Source organism: Kitasatospora sp. NPDC058184 (assembly GCF_042883725.1).
Taxonomy (GTDB): Bacteria; Actinomycetota; Actinomycetes; order Streptomycetales; family Streptomycetaceae; genus Kitasatospora.
In genome coordinates this window covers 1-16,401 of sequence record NZ_JBHVVE010000010.1, presented here as the reverse complement: position 1 = coordinate 16,401, position 16,401 = coordinate 1, and the positions used below count along the sequence as shown (strand labels likewise).

Here is a 16,401-nt window from a genome sequence, read left to right as displayed (position 1 = left end):
GCTGGCCCGGCCCGCCGTGACGGTGGCCGGGCCGGCCGCATCTCGGGGAAGGACGAACGTGCTGCTCGACACCTTCGGACGCCAGGCCGTCGACCTGAGGGTCTCCCTCACGGACCGCTGCAACCTGCGCTGCACCTACTGCATGCCCGAGGAGGGCCTGCGGTGGCTGGCCAAGCCCGAGCTGCTGACCGACGAGGAGATCGTCCGGCTGGTCACCGTGGCCGTGCGCGACCTGGGCGTGCGCGAGGTCCGCTTCACCGGCGGCGAACCGCTGCTGCGTCCCGGACTGGTCGCCGTCGTCGCCGCCTGCTCGGAGCTGGAGCCGCGCCCGGAGCTCTCGCTGACCACCAACGGCATCGGACTGGCCCGCACCGCGACGGCGCTGCGCGAGGCCGGCCTCGACCGGGTCAACGTCTCGCTTGACACCCTCGACCCCGAGGTGTTCCACACCCTCACCCGCCGCCACCGCCACCAGGACGTCCTGGACGGGCTGGCCGCCGCCGAGGCCGCCGGGCTGGCACCGGTGAAGCTGAACGCGGTGCTGATGCGCGGGGTCAACGACCACGAGGCGGCCGACCTGCTGGCCTGGTGCCTGGAGCGGGGCTACGAGCTGCGCTTCATCGAGCAGATGCCGCTGGACGCCCAGCACGGCTGGGACCGTACGTCGATGGTCACCGCGACGGAGATCCTGGACCTGCTGCGCACCCGCTTCACGCTCACCCCGGAGCCGTCCGCGAGCCGGGGCGCGGCACCCGCCGAGCGCTGGCTGGTGGACGGCGGCCCGGGCCGGGTGGGCGTGATCGCCTCGGTCACCCGGCCGTTCTGCCGGGCCTGCGACCGCACCCGGCTGACCGCCGACGGCCAGGTGCGCAACTGCCTGTTCGCGACCGGCGAGACCGACCTGCGCACCGCGCTGCGCTCCGGCGCGGACGACGCCGAACTGGCCGCGCTGTGGCGGGCGGCGATGTGGGGCAAGAAGGCCGGGGCCGGGATCGACGACCCGGAGTTCCTCCAGCCCGAGCGGCCGATGTCCGCGATCGGCGGCTGAGCGGGCCGAGCGGGCCGAGCGGGTTGGGCCGGTTGAGCCGGTCGGGCAGGCGCTAGGCCGGCTTCCCGGAGCCCTCGGCGGGCTCGGGGGTCCAGTCGGCGAAGGCGACGACCTCCTTGAGGAAGCCGCGCACCGAGAGGAACTGGGACAGGTGCTCGCGGTGCCCGTCGCAGGCGAGCCAGGTCTTGCGGCGGTCCGGGGTGTGCAGCTTGGGGTTGTTCCACACCAGCACCCAGCCGGCGTCCGTCCGGCAGCCCTTGGCGGAGCAGATCGGCGTCTGCGGGGTGTCCATCGGGCCGTCCTCAACGATTGGCGGGTGGGTCTGCACCGCCAGTCTGTCACGCCCGTCCGGGCCGACCGGATCCGGGCATGGCGACGCCGGGCAGCCACGGGGGGAGCCGCCCGGCGTCGGTCCGTCGCTCCGACGGGGGATGCGGAGCGCGTACGCAGTATGTCACGCCAAGACCCTCGGATGGGGAGGTCTTGCATGATTAATCTGAGCTTCTTTTGAGCTTTCGCTGAGCCGGACGGGGGTGAAGCGGCATGAAACGGACGGTCAGTCCACGTCCTGTGAAGGATCGGTGGGAACGGCCTTTGCCTCTCCTGTACCAGCCTTCGCACCAGCCCCACCCGTCCCACCGGGGCCGAGCATCAGCGGGGTGTCCAGCGGGATGTCGAAGGTGCTCGGCAGCCCCGGGGCCCGCTCCCGGCCCGCGTTGGCGATCAGCACCGCGAAGTACGGCAGCAGGACGGCGCCCGCCAGCGCCGCGAACGCCAGCCAGCGCTGGACGTCCCACAGCACCACCGCGAGCAGCACGCAGACCGTGCGGAGCAGCATCGAGATGACGTAGCGGCGCTGGCGTCCCCGGACGTCCTCGGTGAGGCTGCTGCGCGCCCCCGTGATCCGGAAGACCTGCCCGTCGTCGGCGCTCTTGCCCATGTGTCCTACCGCCCTCGTCGCGCACCCGCGCGCCTGGCCGCGCGGCCTCCTCACGGTACGCCCGGGCGCACCCGGCGACGAGACCGGGTGGGCCGCACCCACCCGGTCGGGTACGCGAAGGGCCTGTCCGGCGGAGCGGACAGGCCCTCGGCGGTGCGGTGCGGCGCTAGGGCCTGTCTTCAAACTCGCGTCTGCGGGGCGACGCCGGGGCACGCACCTCGCCGCGTTGTCGTCGGTCGCCAATGCTCCGCAGTGGCTCCCTCCTCCGCCTTGCGATGCACGCACCCCAACGCCGCCCCGCCCGCCCTCCGGGCGGACGACGGGAGTTTGAAGACAGGCCCTAGGAGCGGCGGGAGAGGTACTGCGGGGGCACGGCGTCGGTGAGCCAGACGCCGTTCTCGCTGAGCCGGAACTCGTGGCCGGCCGCCGTCATCGCCGCCGCGTTCACGGTCAGCACCACCGGACGGCCGTGCCGGGCGCCGACCCCGGTGGCCGTCCCGGTGTCCGCCGAGAGGTGGACGTCCTGGCGGGCCATCGGGCGCAGGCCCTCGCGGAAGATCGCCGCCAGGTGCCGGTCGGCGGTGCCGTGGTAGAGCACGGGCGGCGGCACGGTGGCGGTCAGGCCGAGGTCGACCGCCACCGTGTGGCCCTGGTTGGCGCGGATCGAGAGACCGTCGGGCGAGTAGCCGAAGCGGCGCTTGTTGTTGGTCGCCACGACGTGGTCCAGCTCGGCCCGGGTGAGCGGCCGGCCCCGGGCGGCGAGCCCGGCGAGCAGCTCGTCGACCCGGACCCAGCCGGACGCGTCCAGCGCGACCCCCGCCAGCCCGGGCTCGTGCCGCAGGATCCGCGACAGCATCTTGCTCGACCTGACCAGGCGCTTCTCGTCCATCATGTCTCTCGTATCCCCCGTTGGTCAGCGGCTAAGAGGCCTGGCTGACCGAACTCATGTTGAAGTCCGTGACACGCACGGGTGGCATCGCGGTGCGGGTGACGTTGTCGCTCCACTCGCGGGGCAGGCAGCGTTCGGTGCGGCCCACCTCGGTGATCCGGTTCAGCAGGTCCACCGGGGACTCGTTGAACCGGAAGTTGTTGACCTCGCCGACGACCTCGCCGTTCTCCACCAGGTAGACGCCGTCCCGGGTGAGCCCGGTGAGCAGCAGCGTCGCCGGGTCCACCTCGCGGATGTACCAGAGGCAGGTGAGCAGCAGGCCGCGCTCGGTGCGGGCGATCATCTCGTCCAGCGTCGGCGCGGACTCCTGGTCGGCCGTCTCCAGTACGAGGTTGTCGATCGCCGGGCGCAGCGGCAGGCCGGTGAGGGCGGCCGCGTGGCGGGTGGTGACCAGGTCGTTCAGCACGCCCTCGCGGATCCACTCGGTGGCGGTGATCGGCTGGCCGTTGTCGAAGACCGAGTAGTCCCCGCCGGAGGAGTGGGTGAGCACGAACGGCGCGGCCTCCAGGCCGGGTTCGCGCGGGTCGGAGCGCAGGGTCAGCGGCAGGGCGCTGAGCTTGTCGCCGATCCGGGTGCCTCCGCCGGGCTTGGAGAAGACCGTCCGGCCCTCCTGGGCGTCCCGGCCGCCGGAGGACCAGTTGAGGACGATCAGCAGGTCGGCGACGGCCGAGGGCGGCAGCAGCGCCTCGTACCGCCCGGCGGGCAGGTCCACCTTGCGGGAGCCCCAGCCGAGCCGCCTGGTCAGCTCGGTGTGCAGGCCGGCGACGTCGACGTCGGCGAAGTCCCGGGTGGAGGCGCCCACCCAGGCGGAGCTGGAGAGGTCGGCGGTCTTGGCGTTGATCTCGACCATGCCGGTGGGCTGGTCGTGGCGCAGCCGCAGGCCGGTGGAGCTGCCCAGGTAGCTGGAGGTCATCTCGTGCCGGGCGAAGCCGTACAGGAGCTGGCCCTGGGCCGCGGCGCGGGCGAAGGCCTCGCCGAGGGCCGGGCCGAAGGCGTCGAACACCTCGATGGAGGTCAGTGCGGGCGGCTCGGTGAAGTCCGGCGAGGAGGGCCCGCCGGCGATCAGCGGCTGGGCGTCCTCGGCCGGGCCGGCCGCGCGGGCGGCCTCCTCGGCGGCCCGTACCAGGCCCTCCACCTCCGCCGCGGTGACGGCCTCGCGGGAGACCACGCCGGAGGCGGTGCCCTCGGCGCCGGCCACGGTGGCGATCACGGTGAGGCGGCGGCCGCGGGTGACGCCGTTGGTGGTCAGGGCGTTGCCGGCCCAGCGCAGGTTGGCGGTGGACTCCTCGTCGGCGATCACCACGCAGCCGTCGGCGCGGGAGAGGCCGAGCGCCAGCTCGACGAGTTCGTGGGGCTGCTTCGCGGTCATCAGTGACCCGCCTCCTGCTGGGTGTTGAGCACGTTGACGTTGCGGAACAGCGCCGACGGGCAGCCGTGGCTGACCGCCGCGATCTGACCGGGCTGCGCCTTGCCGCAGTTGAAGGCGCCGCCGAGGAAGTAGGTCTGCGGGCCGCCGACCGCCGCCATCGAGCCCCAGAAGTCGGTGGTGGTGGCCTGGTAGGCGAAGTCCTTGACCTGGCCCGCGAGTTCGCCGTCCTTGATGGCGTAGGCGCGCTGCCCGGTGAACTGGAAGTTGTACCTCTGCTGGTCGATCGACCAGGAACGGTCGCCGACGATGTAGAGGCCGTTCTCGACCTGGCCGACCAGGCCCGCGGTGTCCGGGCCGTCGGCGGCCGGCCGGAGCGAGACGTTGGCCATCCGCTGCACCGGGACGTGCGCGGGGGAGTCGGCGAAGGCGCAGCCGTTGGAGCGCTCGAAGCCCTTCAGCGCGGCGATGCGGCGGTCGAGCTGGTAGCCGACCAGGACGCCGTCCCTGACCAGGTCCCAGGACTGGGTGGCCACGCCCTCGTCGTCGTAGCCGATGGTGGACAGGCCGTGCTCGGCGGTGCGGTCGCCGGTGACGTGCATCAGCTCGGAGCCGTACTTGAGCGAGCCGAGCTGGTCGAAGGTGGCGAAGGAGGTGCCGGCGTAGGCGGCCTCGTAGCCGAGCGCGCGGTCCAGTTCGGTGGCGTGGCCGATCGACTCGTGGATGGTCAGCCAGAGGTTGGTCGGGTCGATCACCAGGTCGTAGCGGCCGGCCTCGACGCTCGGGGCCCGCATCTTCTCGGCCAGCAGGACGGGCAGTTCGGCGAGTTCGGCGTCCCAGTCCCAGCCGGTGCCGGTGACGTACTCGTAGCCGCGGCCGACCGGCGGGGCCAGGGTCGTCATCGAGTCGAAGGCGCCGGTGCGCTCGTCGACCGAGGTGGCCTCCAGGTCGGAGTGCACCCGGATCCGCTGCTGGGTGGTCACCGTGCCGGCGGTGTCCGCGTAGAACTTGTTCTCCTGGACGGTCCGCAGGGCCGCCTGGACGTGCGAGACGCCCTCGGCGGCCAGCAGCCGGGAGCTGCGCTCGGCGAGCAGCGCGGTCTTCTCGGCGTCCGGCACCTCGAAGGGGTTGACCTCGTACGCGGAGACCCAGGTGACGTCCCGGTGGACCGGCTCGGCGGCCAGCTCGACCCGCTCGGTGGAGCCGGCCGCCCGGCTGATCCCGCCGGAGAGGCGGGCCACCGCGACGGCCTGCTCGGCGACCCGGGCCGCCGCGTCGGGGGTGAGGTCGACACCGGCGGCGAAGCCCCAGGCGCCGTCCAGCACCACCCGGACGGCGAAACCGAGCTGCACGCTGTCGGAGGTGCCGGCCGGGCGCGCGTCGCGCAGCCGCCAGGAGGCGCTGCGGATCCGCTCCAGGCGGAAGTCGGCGTGGCTCGCGCCCAGTTCGCGGGCGCGGGCGAGGGCGGCGTCGGCGAGGGGCCGCAGCGGCAGGGCGAGGAACGCCGGGTCGACGGCGCGCCCGTGCGGGGCACCGGAGCGATCGGCCGGAGGGATCGGAGGCAATCGGGCTCCCAGGTCGCGGAGGGTGGCGGTGCGGCGCCACAGGGGCGCCCGCACCGCATCATTTCCCGTCCACCGGGTTTCCGGCCAGCGCATTTCGACCGGTGCGCCGCAGTGAGGGACCGTCCGGTCGGGCCTCCGGTGCCCGGCTCCGCGGCCCTCGGGCGCGGGCCGTCAGCCGACGGTCTCCCACCAGCCGTCCAGCTCCGGCGGGTTGTCGACGTCGACCCGCTCGCCGGGGCGCGGCACGGCCAGCGGGACGGCCTGCTCCTTGGCGGCCTTCACCAGTCGTTCGATCGGCTCGGCCCACGGGTGCAGGCCCAGGTTGAAGGTGCACCAGTGGACCGGCACCAGCAGGCCGGCGGTCAGGTCCCGGTGCGCGAGGACGGCGTCCTCGGGGGTCATGTGGATGTCCGCCCAGGCCGCGTCGTAGGCGCCGATCTGGACCAGCGCGGCGTCGAAGGGGCCGTGCTGCGCGCCGATCCGGGCGTAGCCCTCGAAGTAGCCGGAGTCGCCGGTGTAGAAGACCTTGCGGTTCGGGCCGGCGATCACCCAGGAGCCCCACAGGGTGGTGTTGCGGGTCAGCCCGCGGCCGGAGAAGTGGTGCGCCGCGGTCAGGGTGAGCACCAGGTCGCCCAGGGTGCAGGTCTCGTCCCAGTCCAGCTCGATGATCCGGTGCTCGGGGACGCCCCAGCGGCGCAGGTGGGCGCCGATGCCGAGCGGCACCGCGAAGGGCGCGGACTGGCTGCGCACCAGGCGCTTGACCGTCGCCATGTCCAGGTGGTCGTAGTGGTCGTGCGAGATCAGCACCGCGTCGACTTGGGGCAGCTCCTCCAGCCCGACCGGCACCGGGTGCAGCCGCTTGGGGCCGACGTGCGCGGCGGGGGAGCAGCGGTCGCTCCAGACCGGGTCGAGCAGCACCCGGAAGCCCTCGATCTCCACCAGCGCGGAGGCGTGCCCGTACCAGGTGACCTCCACGCCCTCGGCGGCCGGCCCGGGCGGGGTGGCGGGGCGGACGGTCGGCACCGGGTGGGCGGGGACGCGGCCGGCCCGCTCGAACAGCATCCGGCGGGCGGTGGCGCCGTCGAAGCCGGGGGCGCCGGTGGCGCGGGCGAGCGCGGAGGGCGCGTTGTGGAAGACGCCGTCGCGGTACTGCGGGGAGTTGCGCACCCGCTCCTCGCGCTCGCCGTCCGGCCGTCGCCCGAACGCCGCCGGCAGGTCGCGCAGCGACCAGGCGGTCGCGCCCAGGCCGGCCGCCAGGGCGGTGAGGGCCAGCAGTCGTCCGCGTCGGTGGGTGCTCCCGGGCCGTGCCTTGGTCATCCGCTCTGCCTTCGTCGCTCGCCGGGATGGTCGGGGATCGGTACGGCCGGTCCCGGGCCGGCCCCGCACCACGGGGGCAACGGGTGCGCCCGCCCGTGTTGTTCCCGTACAGTCGCCCCGATCCGGGCAGCGCCCGGGCCTGGGCGGTCTCCGTCGCCGGGACGGCACGGACGGGTACGGATTGTCGGATTGCGACAGATCCGCCGGGGCGGCGCTGTGGGAGACCGATGCGCCGCCGTCGCCGACCGCCCGATAGCGTCACACTGCGTACGCATTCCGACGTACGCGCTCACTCACGGAGAGAGGTGGATCGTTGAGCCGCTCGGTTCTCGTCACCGGAGGAAACCGGGGCATCGGCCTCGCGATCGCCCAGGCCTTCGCCGAAGCGGGCGACAAGGTGGCCATCACCAGCCGCTCGGGCGAGGTGCCCGAGGCGCTGGCCAAGTACGACGTCCTCGCGGTGCGCTGCGACATCACGGACGCCGGGCAGGTCGACGCCGCCTTCACCGAGATCGAGCAGAAGCACGGCGCGGTCGAGGTGCTGGTCGCCAACGCGGGCATCACCAAGGACACGCTGATGCTGCGCATGTCCGAGGAGGACTTCACCTCCGTCGTGGACACCAACCTGACCGGCACCTTCCGGGTGGTCAAGCGCGCGTCCAAGCTGATGATGCGCGCCAGGAAGGGCCGCGTCGTGCTGATCTCGTCCGTGGTGGGCCTGTCCGGCTCCCCGGGCCAGGCCAACTACGCCGCCTCCAAGGCCGGCCTGGTCGGCTTCGCCCGGTCGCTGGCGCGCGAGCTCGGCCCGCGCAACATCACCGTCAACGTGGTCGCCCCCGGCTTCGTCGACACCGACATGACCGCCGTGCTCAGTGACGAGCGCCGCGCGGAGATCGTCGCGGGCGTGCCGCTGGGCCGCTACGCGGCGCCCGCCGAGGTCGCCTCCACCGTGCGGTTCCTCGGGTCGGACGAGGCCGCGTACATCACTGGAGCCGTCATTCCCGTCGACGGCGGATTGGGCATGGGTCACTGATCATGAGTGGAATCCTCGAAGGCAAGCGGATCCTGATCACCGGTGTGCTGATGGAGTCCTCCATCGCCTTCCACACCGCCAAGCTCGCGCAGGAGCAGGGCGCGGAGATCATCCTCACCGCCTTCCCGCGTCCGAGCCTGACCGAGCGGATCGCCCGGAAGCTGCCGAAGCCGGTCAAGGTGCTGGAGCTGGACGTCTCCAACCCGGAGCAGCTGGCCGGCATCGCCGACCAGGTCCGCGAGCACCTGCCGACCCTGGACGGCATCGTCCACTCGATCGGCTTCGCCCCGCAGGACGCGCTGGGCGGCAACTTCCTGGACACCCCGTGGGAGTCCGTGGCTACCGCGATGCACGTCTCGGCGTACTCGCTGAAGTCGCTGACCACGGCGCTGCTGCCGCTGATGCAGGACGGCGGTTCGGTGGTCGGCCTGACCTTCGACGCGCAGTACGCCTGGCCGCAGTACGACTGGATGGGCCCGGCCAAGGCCGCCCTGGAGTCGACCAACCGCTACCTGGCGCGCTACCTGGGCGACCGGGACATCCGCTGCAACCTGATCTCGGCCGGTCCGATCGGCTCGATGGCCGCCAAGTCCATCCCGGGCTTCGGCGACCTGGCCGACACCTGGAACCACCGCTCCCCGCTGAAGTGGGACCTGAGCGACCCGGAGCCGGCCGGCCGCGGCATCGTCGCGCTGCTGTCGGACTGGTTCCCGAAGACCACCGGCGAGATCATCCACGTCGACGGCGGTCTGCACGCCATCGGCGCCTGACGCTCCGCCCGTACGCCGCTGCCCGGCCCTCCCTCGCGGGGGTGCCGGGCAGCGGCGTTCCATGTGGACGCCGGCGCGGTCAGACGTCCGCGGTGCCGCAGGCGCCGATGGCGCGGCCGGCCTCGACGGAGGCGCGCTGGGCGTCGCCGTCCCGGATGGCCTCCAGGATGGTGTGGTGGCCGATGTAGCGCTCGGCGATCAGCTCGGGGCCGACGTCGTGCCGCAGGTGCTCGCGGGTGACCTCGCCGAGGTCGGCGTAGACGGCGAGCAGGACGTCGTTGTGGGCGGCGGCCACCACGGCCTGGTGGAAGGCGGCGTCGGCCTGGACGAAGTCCTCGGCGTCGCCGGAGTGCCAGGCGGCCTCCCGGCGGGCCAGGGCGCCGTCCAGGAGCTCCAGGTCGCGCGGGGTGCGGCGGTGGGCTGCGAGGCCCGCGGCCGAGGTCTCCAGGGCCGCCCGCAGCTCGGCGACCTGGTCCTGGCCGGCGTCGGCGAAGCGGCGGTGCATCACGCCGGCCAGCTCGCTGGTGGCCAGCACGTACGTGCCGGAGCCCTGGCGGATGTCGAGCAGCCCGTTGTGGGCGAGGGCGCGGACGGCCTCGCGGACGGTGTTGCGGGCGACGCCGAGCTGTTCGACCAGGGCGGCCTCGGTGGGGATGCGCGAGCCGACCGGCCACTCCCCGGAAGTGATCTGGGCACGCAGCTGTGCGATCACCTGGTCGGACAGCGGGGTGCGCCTCGGCGAGGACAGCGCCACGGGGTACTCCTTGCGGCTACGGCTCGGGTGGGGCCTGGGTGGGAGGTGGCCGGTGGATGAACGGTCGGCACATCATGCCAATTCCAAGGTGCATCAATTCATCCCATCATTCTATGATGCTCTCTATGCCCGCAGCAGACACCACCGCTTCCTCCCGGACCGAGAGCCGGCCGCCGACCGAAGAGCGGCCCGCCGCCTCCGGCTCCGCCAAGTACCTCGGCGTGCTGTTCGCCGTCGCGATCGCCGCCGCCGCCTTCAACCTGCGCCCCGTGGTCACCAGCCTCGGGCCGCTGCTCAAGCAGGTCCGCGACGACCTCGGGATGAACCCGACGCTCGCCGGGCTGCTCACCGCCGTCCCGTCGCTCTGCTTCGGGCTGTTCGGCTTCGCCGCGCCCGCGGCGGCCCGTCGGATCGGTCCGATCGCGGTCGTCACGGCGGGCATGGGCGCCATCACGGCGGGCGTGCTGGCCCGCTCGTTCGCCGGCGGCACCGCCGTGTTCCTGCTGCTCACCGCCCTCGCCCTGGCCGGGGTGGCGGTCTCCAACGTGCTGCTGCCGGTGGTGATCAAGCGGTACTTCCCGGACCGGGTCGGGCCGATGATCGGCCTCTACTCGATGGCGCTGTCCGCCGGCACCGCGCTGGCCGCCGCCGTCACCGTGCCGCTGACCAAGTCGCTCGGCGGCGACTGGCGCTACGGCCTGGGCGTCTGGGCCGTCCTGGGGGCGCTCGCCCTGGTGCTCTGGCTGTTCGTGCTGATCGCCAAGCGGGAGCGCGGCGAGCGGGCCGGCGGCGCCGCCGCCCCCGTCCGGCTGCCGATCACCCGCAGCCGGACCGCCTGGGCGCTGGCCGGGTACTTCGGCCTCCAGGCCACCGGCGCGTACGTGGTCATGGGCTGGATGTCGCAGATCTTCCAGGACGCCGGCATCGGCGAGGGCACCACCGGCGTGCTGCTCGCGGTCACCATGGTGATCGGCGTGCCGGTCTCCTTCGTGCTGCCCAACCTGGCCGCCCGCCGCGGCGACCAGCGGCTGTTCGTGGTGCTGCTGGCCTGCTGCGGCATCGCCGGGTACGCCGGCCTGGCGATCGCCCCGGCCGGGGGCGCCTGGCTCTGGGCGGTCCTGCTGGGCCTGTCCAACTGCGCCTTCCCGCTGGTGCTGACCATGATCGGACTGCGGGCCCGGTCCGCGGGCGGGGTCGCGCAGCTCTCCGCCTTCGCCCAGGGCATCGGCTACCTGGTGTCCATCCCGGGCCCGATCCTGGTCGGCTGGCTCTACGGGGCCACCGGCGAGTGGTACTGGCCGCTGGGCTTCCTGTCGCTGCTGCTGGTGCCGCAGATGCTGTTCGGCCTGCGCGCGGCGCGGGCCCGGCACATCGAGGACGAGGCGGTGCACCCGGCGGAGCGGGCCGCGGTGTGACGCCCCCGCCGGGGGTGTGAGGACGCGCGGGGAGGGACGGGCCCGACGGCGAGGGTCAAGACCCGGCCAAGGGGGCGGGGTCGGCGGACGGCGGGCGTGTTCGGAGTGGGAGACTTCCGGACATGCCCGTTCTCGATCCAAACCCCACCGACGGCCGCAAGCAGCTCGGCCGCATCGCCCTCGCCTTCGCCGCCATCGCGGTGCTGGTGTCGATCATCGCCACCGTCGCCGCCACGATGGGCTGACGGACGGCCGTACGCCGGCTGACGCCCCGGTGAACGGGGCATGGTGACACGGGTCGTCCCTCGGAGTGGCGGCATCCCGGGGCATCGCGCCGCCGGGCCGCTTTTCTGCCAAGCTTGCTGGGTATGAGCGCCGACACGCCCCGCAGGATCATCGTTCTCCGCCATGCCAAGGCCGACTGGCCGAACGGCGTGGACGACCACGACCGGCCGCTGGCCGACCGGGGCCGTCACCAGGCCCCGGACGCCGGCCGCTGGCTGGTCGACTCCGGCATCAGCCCCGACTACGTGCTCTGCTCGACCGCGCTGCGCGCCCGCGAGACGTGGAAGCTGGCGGTGCACGAGCTGCCGCAGCGGCCGCTCCGGACGGTGTACGAGGAGCGGGTCTACGAGGCCAGCCCCGGGGAGATCATCGCCGTCCTCCAGGAGACCCCGGAGGAGTACGCGGACGTGGTGCTGGTCGGCCACAACCCGGGCGTGCTGGGGCTGACCCAGGTGCTGGCCGGGGACGCGGGCGATCCGGACGCGCTGGAGCGGCTGCGCCTCGGGGGTTTCCCGACGGCGGCGGTCGCGGTGCTCAGCTTCAGCGGCTCCTGGAAGGGCGTCGAGCCGGGCGTGGCCCAGCTGGTCTCGTACCACACGCCGCAGGACTGACCGCGGGACCGTACACGAGGGGCGCGCGGATCGAATCCGCGCGCCCCTCTGGTACGTCCACAGGCCCTCTCCGGGCGGCCGCCTCACTCCATCGGCCGCCGGACGGGCCCTACTCGGTCGGGGTGCCGTGCAGCGCGTCGGCGGCCTCGACCTCCTCGCGGGTGATGCCCAGCAGGTACAGCACGGTGTCCAGGAACGGCACGTTCACCGCGGTGTCGGCGGCCTCCCGCACCACCGGCTTGGCGTTGAACGCCACCCCGAGGCCGGCCGCGTTCAGCATGTCCAGGTCGTTGGCGCCGTCGCCGATCGCCACCGTCTGCTCCAGCGGCACCTTCGCCTGCTCGGCGAAGCGGGCCAGCCAGCGGGCCTTGCCCGCCCGGTCCACGATCTCGCCGACCACCCGGCCGGTGAACCGGCCGTCCACCACCTCCAGGGTGTTCGCGGCCGCGAAGTCCAGCCCCAGCTGCTCCACCAGGTGGTCGGTGACCTGGGTGAAGCCGCCGGACACCACCGCGACCTGGTAGCCGAGGCGCTGGAGCGTACGGATCAGGGTGCGCGCGCCCGGCGTGAAGCGGACCTCGGCGCGCACCTTCTCGGTCACCGAGGCGTCCAGCCCGGCCAGCAGCGCCACCCGGGCCCGCAGCGACTCGGCGAAGTCCAGCTCCCCGCGCATGGCCGCCGCCGTCACCGCGGCGACCTCCTCCTCGCAGCCCGCATGGGCGGCGAACAGCTCGATCACCTCGTCCTGGATGAGCGTGGAGTCGACGTCCATGACCACCAGGCGCTTGGCCCGGCGCTCCAGACCGGCGGCGACCACCGCGACGTCCACCCGCTGGGTGGCCGCCTCCTGGGCCAGCGCGGCCCGCAGCTCGTCGGTGGCCACACCGGAGACGGCCAGCTCGACCGCCGTCACCGGGTACTTGGCGAGCCGGAAGACACGGTCGATGTTGCCGTCCGAGGCGGTGATCCGGGAGGTGAGCGCGGAGACGGCGGCGGCGGTCAGCGGGTTGCCGAGCACCGTGACGTGCGAACGGCCCTCACGGCGCGGCCGGTTGTCACCGATGCCGGAGAGGATCTCGGCCTGGAGCTTCTGCTCGTCGGCCCAGCGGTGGACGGTGGCCCGCAGCCCGCCCTCGGCGCCGGGTGCGGTGGGCGGGGTGACCAGGGCGCACAGCGTGATGCGCCCACGGGTGACGACCTGCTCGATGTCGATGACGTCGACGCCGAAACCGGCCAGCGTCGTGAAGAGGCCGGCGGTGATGCCGGGACGGTCCTTGCCGAACACCTTGACGAGCAGGGTGCGCTCGTCCGCGGTCCGGTGCTGGGCGGCGGGGAGGGGCTCAGCGGCCAGGGGCGATGCGTTCATGGTGCCTCCCACGCTACCGGGCGCCCGAGGGCCCGGGAGCACCCGTCCCACCTCGCGGGACGCCGCAGGTCCGGGCTCGGTAGCAGCCTGGTCACAGTCGCCCGGGCCGACTTTCACCGGCGGTCGGCGGGCTGGAATGATTCCCCCGGCAGTCACAGGAACATCGCGGCCCCGGCCGGGGCCACAATTCGGGGGAACCGAGAGAGCGGGGCAGGCGAGCAGTGCCGCAACTCGTCATCGAGATCAACGGACAGCAGCGGACTCTGGAGCCCGGGCGGTCCTACACCATCGGGCGAAACCCGCAGTCGGACTTCACGTTCGACGACGCGAGGGTCTCCTGGCAGCACGGGACCATCGGCTTCAACGGCAGCGGTTGGCAGCTGGACGACCACGGCAGCACCAACGGAACGTACGTGGCCGGTGCCCGCACCCTCCAGGCCCAGCTGTTCCCCGGCGCCGTGGTGAACCTGGGCAACCCGGAGAACGGCCCCCGGCTCGGCTTCTCCGCGCCCGCCCAGGCCGCCGCCCCGCACGCCGCGGCCCCGCAGGCCACCCCGATGCACGAGGCCGCCACCAGCCGCGGCCCGGTGCCCACGCCCCAGCAGCCCGCCCCGCAGCAGGGCTGGCCGCAGCACGACCCGTACCAGCAGCAGCCGCAGCAGGCCTGGCCCGGCCAGCAGCAGGCCCAGCCGCCGTTCCCGCAGCAGCAGTACGCGCCGCCGCAGGACCGGCCGGCCCCGCAGCAGCAGCCCCAGCCCCAGCCCCAGCACGGCGGCTTCCCGCAGCAGGGCTTCCCGCCCCCGCCGCACGACGGCGGGCCGCAGCCGACCATCATCCGCAACCTGACCTCGGCGATGCGCACCGTCCGGATCGGCCGCGCGCTCGACAACGACATCGTGGTGTCCGACCTCCAGGTCTCCCGCCACCACGCCGAGCTGCGCCAGCTCCCGGACGGCCGCTACGAGATCGTCGACCTCGGCAGCCACAACGGCATCTTCCTCAACGGCCAGCGGGTGCAGCGTCAGCTGATGGGCCCGCAGGACCGGCTGACGGTCGGCCACTCCGGCTTCGTCCTGGTCGGCGACCAGCTGCAGGAGTTCGTCGACACCGGCGCCGTCTCCTTCTCCGCCCGCCACCTGACCGTCGAGGTCGACCACAAGGGCGGCAAGAAGGTCCTGCTCGACGACGTCAGCTTCGGCGTCCCGGAGAAGTCCCTGGTGGCCGTCATCGGCCCGTCCGGCTCCGGCAAGTCGACCCTGCTGCGCGCCCTCACCGGCTACCGCCCGGCCGACCGCGGCGAGGTGCTGTACGACGGCCGCAACCTCTACAAGCAGTTCGCCGAACTCCGCTCGCGCATCGGCCTGGTGCCGCAGTCCGAGATCCTGCACCGCGAGCTCACCGTCCGGAAGGGCCTCAAGTACGCGGCCCGGCTGCGCTTCCCCGGGGACACCGAGGCGAAGGAGCGCGAGGCCCGGATCGACGAGGTGCTGTACGAGCTGCGCCTCGACAAGCGCGCCGACAACAAGATCACCGCGCTCTCCGGCGGCCAGCAGAAGCGCGTCTCGGTCGCCCTGGAGCTGCTCACCAAGCCCTCGCTGATCTTCCTGGACGAGCCCACCTCGGGCCTCGACCCGGGCATGGACCGCGAGGTCATGCAGATGCTGCGCGGCCTGGCCGACGACGGCCGCACGATCCTGGTCGTCACCCACTCGGTGGCCGAACTCGCCCTCTGCGACCGGCTGCTGGTGATGGCGCCGGGCGGCTCGGTGGCCTACTTCGGCCCGCCGGACGAGGCGCTGCACTTCTTCGGGTACGAGACCTGGGCGGACGTCTTCCAGGCCTTCGAGAACTACCCGGACCACGACTGGGCCGGCCGCTACCGCGGTTCGGTGCACTACCAGCAGTACTCCGCCCCGACCGTCGAGGCGGGCGAGGTGCAGCACGTCCAGGTCGCCCAGGAGGCCGTCAAGCCGCCCAAGCCGCAGAGCTGGGGCTCGCAGCTGTGGACCCTGATGCGCCGCTACATGTCGGTGCTCGCCTCGGACCGCGGCTTCCTGGCCCTGTCGGTGCTGCTGCCCGCGGTGATCGGCGCGGTCAGCGTGCTGATCCCCAACGAACCGGGGCTCGCGCCCAACCCGAACACCCAGCTCCACCTCAACAACGGGGCCGCGACGATCCTGCTGATCCTGGCGATCGGCGCCTGCTTCTCCGGAGCGGCCAACTCGGTCCGCGAGCTGATCAAGGAACGGGCGATCTACGAACGGGAACGGGCCACCGGGCTCTCCCGCTCGGCGTACATGATGTCCAAGATCATCGTGCTGGGCTTCTTCAGCGTGATCCAGGGCGCGATCATCTCCGCCGTCGGCTTCCTGCCGCGCAAGCTCCCCGAGCACGGCCTGCTCGTCAAGAACCTGCCGATCGTCGAGATGACCGTCGGCATGATCCTGCTCAGCTTCGCCGCGATGATGTTCGGCCTGATGATCTCCGCGCTGGTGAAGACCGCCGAGAAGACCATGCCGCTGCTGGTCATGTTCGCCATCGTCCAGGTCGTCTTCACCGGCTGCCTCTTCCAGATCTTCAGCAAGCCCGGCCTGGAGCAGGTCGCCTGGCTGATGCCGGCCCGCTGGGGCACCGGCATCGTGTCCACCACGCTGGACCTGTCCACGCTCATGGGCCCCTGGAACAAGGACTTCCAGAACCCCAACTACGACCCGCTCTGGAAGCACAGCGTCGCCCAGTGGGCGATCGACGCGGGCGTGCTGGTGGCCATCTCGGTCGTCATCGGCGTCCTCGTCACCCGGCTCCAGCGCCGGCACGAGCCCGAGGTCATGCAGAAGGGCTGACCCCTTCCCCGACGTCTCGGACGGCAGTCCGAGGGGCGGTCCTCCCACGCCTTGGGTTCTAGGAGTCGTTGCAACACCCCAGTTCAGGGGATGCATTGGACTTCGAGATCCGTGAGGACCGGACGCCTCAGGGCCCGAG

General features: G+C 72.9%; 15 protein-coding genes. 7 read left to right on the top strand and 8 right to left on the bottom strand.

What is annotated here, in order from left to right; genetic code table 11:
- Positions 1-58: 58 nt before the first annotated feature.
- On the top strand, positions 59-1,048 hold the full coding sequence (gene moaA / locus ACFVXH_RS20200; protein WP_049653518.1) for a GTP 3',8-cyclase MoaA: 990 nt from the start codon (positions 59-61) through the stop codon (positions 1,046-1,048).
- Positions 1,049-1,100: 52 nt separating this feature from the next.
- Here moaA and ACFVXH_RS20195 read toward each other — a convergent pair whose 3' ends face one another.
- The 6 genes from ACFVXH_RS20195 to ACFVXH_RS20170 form a co-directional block, all read right to left on the bottom strand.
- A complete protein-coding gene (locus ACFVXH_RS20195; protein ID WP_049653520.1) occupies positions 1,101-1,340 on the bottom strand; it encodes a hypothetical protein in 240 nt (79 codons plus the stop codon).
- A gap of 264 nt (positions 1,341-1,604) precedes the next feature.
- Entirely contained in the window at positions 1,605-1,988 is a 384-nt protein-coding gene (locus tag ACFVXH_RS20190; protein ID WP_049653522.1) for a DUF3099 domain-containing protein, read from the bottom strand.
- Between the two features lie 340 nt (positions 1,989-2,328).
- A complete protein-coding gene (locus ACFVXH_RS20185) occupies positions 2,329-2,877 on the bottom strand; it encodes an RNA 2'-phosphotransferase (protein WP_375873315.1) in 549 nt (182 codons plus the stop codon).
- 31 nt (positions 2,878-2,908) lie between these two features.
- Positions 2,909-4,306, bottom strand: a complete 1,398-nt coding sequence (locus ACFVXH_RS20180; protein WP_387825679.1) for a metallopeptidase TldD-related protein — start codon at positions 4,304-4,306, stop codon at positions 2,909-2,911.
- Entirely contained in the window at positions 4,306-5,859 is a 1,554-nt protein-coding gene (locus ACFVXH_RS20175; RefSeq protein WP_387826174.1) for a TldD/PmbA family protein, read from the bottom strand. Before ACFVXH_RS20175 ends, ACFVXH_RS20180 begins: the two co-directional genes overlap by 1 nt.
- Positions 5,860-6,039: 180 nt before the next feature.
- Positions 6,040-7,185: an MBL fold metallo-hydrolase gene (locus ACFVXH_RS20170; RefSeq protein ID WP_117490081.1), complete on the bottom strand. Its 1,146-nt coding sequence runs from the start codon at positions 7,183-7,185 to the stop codon at positions 6,040-6,042.
- Between the two features lie 313 nt (positions 7,186-7,498).
- On the opposite strand from ACFVXH_RS20170, the gene fabG reads away from it, so the two are divergent.
- Both fabG and fabI read left to right on the top strand, forming a co-directional pair.
- Entirely contained in the window at positions 7,499-8,218 is a 720-nt protein-coding gene (gene fabG, locus ACFVXH_RS20165) for a 3-oxoacyl-[acyl-carrier-protein] reductase (protein ID WP_049652094.1), read from the top strand.
- 2 nt (positions 8,219-8,220) lie between these two features.
- Positions 8,221-8,988 (top strand): enoyl-ACP reductase FabI, encoded by a 768-nt coding sequence (fabI, locus tag ACFVXH_RS20160; protein WP_049652095.1) that lies wholly within the window; start codon positions 8,221-8,223, stop codon positions 8,986-8,988.
- Between the two features lie 79 nt (positions 8,989-9,067).
- Here fabI and ACFVXH_RS20155 read toward each other — a convergent pair whose 3' ends face one another.
- Positions 9,068-9,742, bottom strand: a complete 675-nt coding sequence (locus ACFVXH_RS20155) for a FadR/GntR family transcriptional regulator (protein ID WP_074001597.1) — start codon at positions 9,740-9,742, stop codon at positions 9,068-9,070.
- A gap of 116 nt (positions 9,743-9,858) precedes the next feature.
- On the opposite strand from ACFVXH_RS20155, the gene ACFVXH_RS20150 reads away from it, so the two are divergent.
- The 3 genes from ACFVXH_RS20150 (at position 9,859) to ACFVXH_RS20140 (ending at position 12,053) form a co-directional block, all read left to right on the top strand.
- Positions 9,859-11,157: a CynX/NimT family MFS transporter gene (locus tag ACFVXH_RS20150; RefSeq protein WP_387825674.1), complete on the top strand. Its 1,299-nt coding sequence runs from the start codon at positions 9,859-9,861 to the stop codon at positions 11,155-11,157.
- A 122-nt stretch (positions 11,158-11,279) separates the two neighbouring features.
- Complete coding sequence (locus ACFVXH_RS20145) at positions 11,280-11,402, top strand: SGM_5486 family transporter-associated protein (protein WP_255357429.1); 123 nt, start codon at positions 11,280-11,282, stop codon at positions 11,400-11,402.
- Positions 11,403-11,525: 123 nt separating this feature from the next.
- A complete protein-coding gene (locus tag ACFVXH_RS20140) occupies positions 11,526-12,053 on the top strand; it encodes a histidine phosphatase family protein (RefSeq protein ID WP_049652098.1) in 528 nt (175 codons plus the stop codon).
- 109 nt (positions 12,054-12,162) lie between these two features.
- Here the strand turns inward: ACFVXH_RS20140 and serB are convergent, their stop codons facing one another.
- On the bottom strand, positions 12,163-13,419 hold the full coding sequence (serB, locus tag ACFVXH_RS20135) for a phosphoserine phosphatase SerB (RefSeq protein ID WP_049652099.1): 1,257 nt from the start codon (positions 13,417-13,419) through the stop codon (positions 12,163-12,165).
- Between the two features lie 221 nt (positions 13,420-13,640).
- Here serB and ACFVXH_RS20130 point away from each other — a divergent pair, with 221 nt between their 5' ends.
- Positions 13,641-16,262 (top strand): FHA domain-containing protein, encoded by a 2,622-nt coding sequence (locus ACFVXH_RS20130; protein WP_387825669.1) that lies wholly within the window; start codon positions 13,641-13,643, stop codon positions 16,260-16,262.
- Positions 16,263-16,401 lie beyond the last annotated feature (139 nt).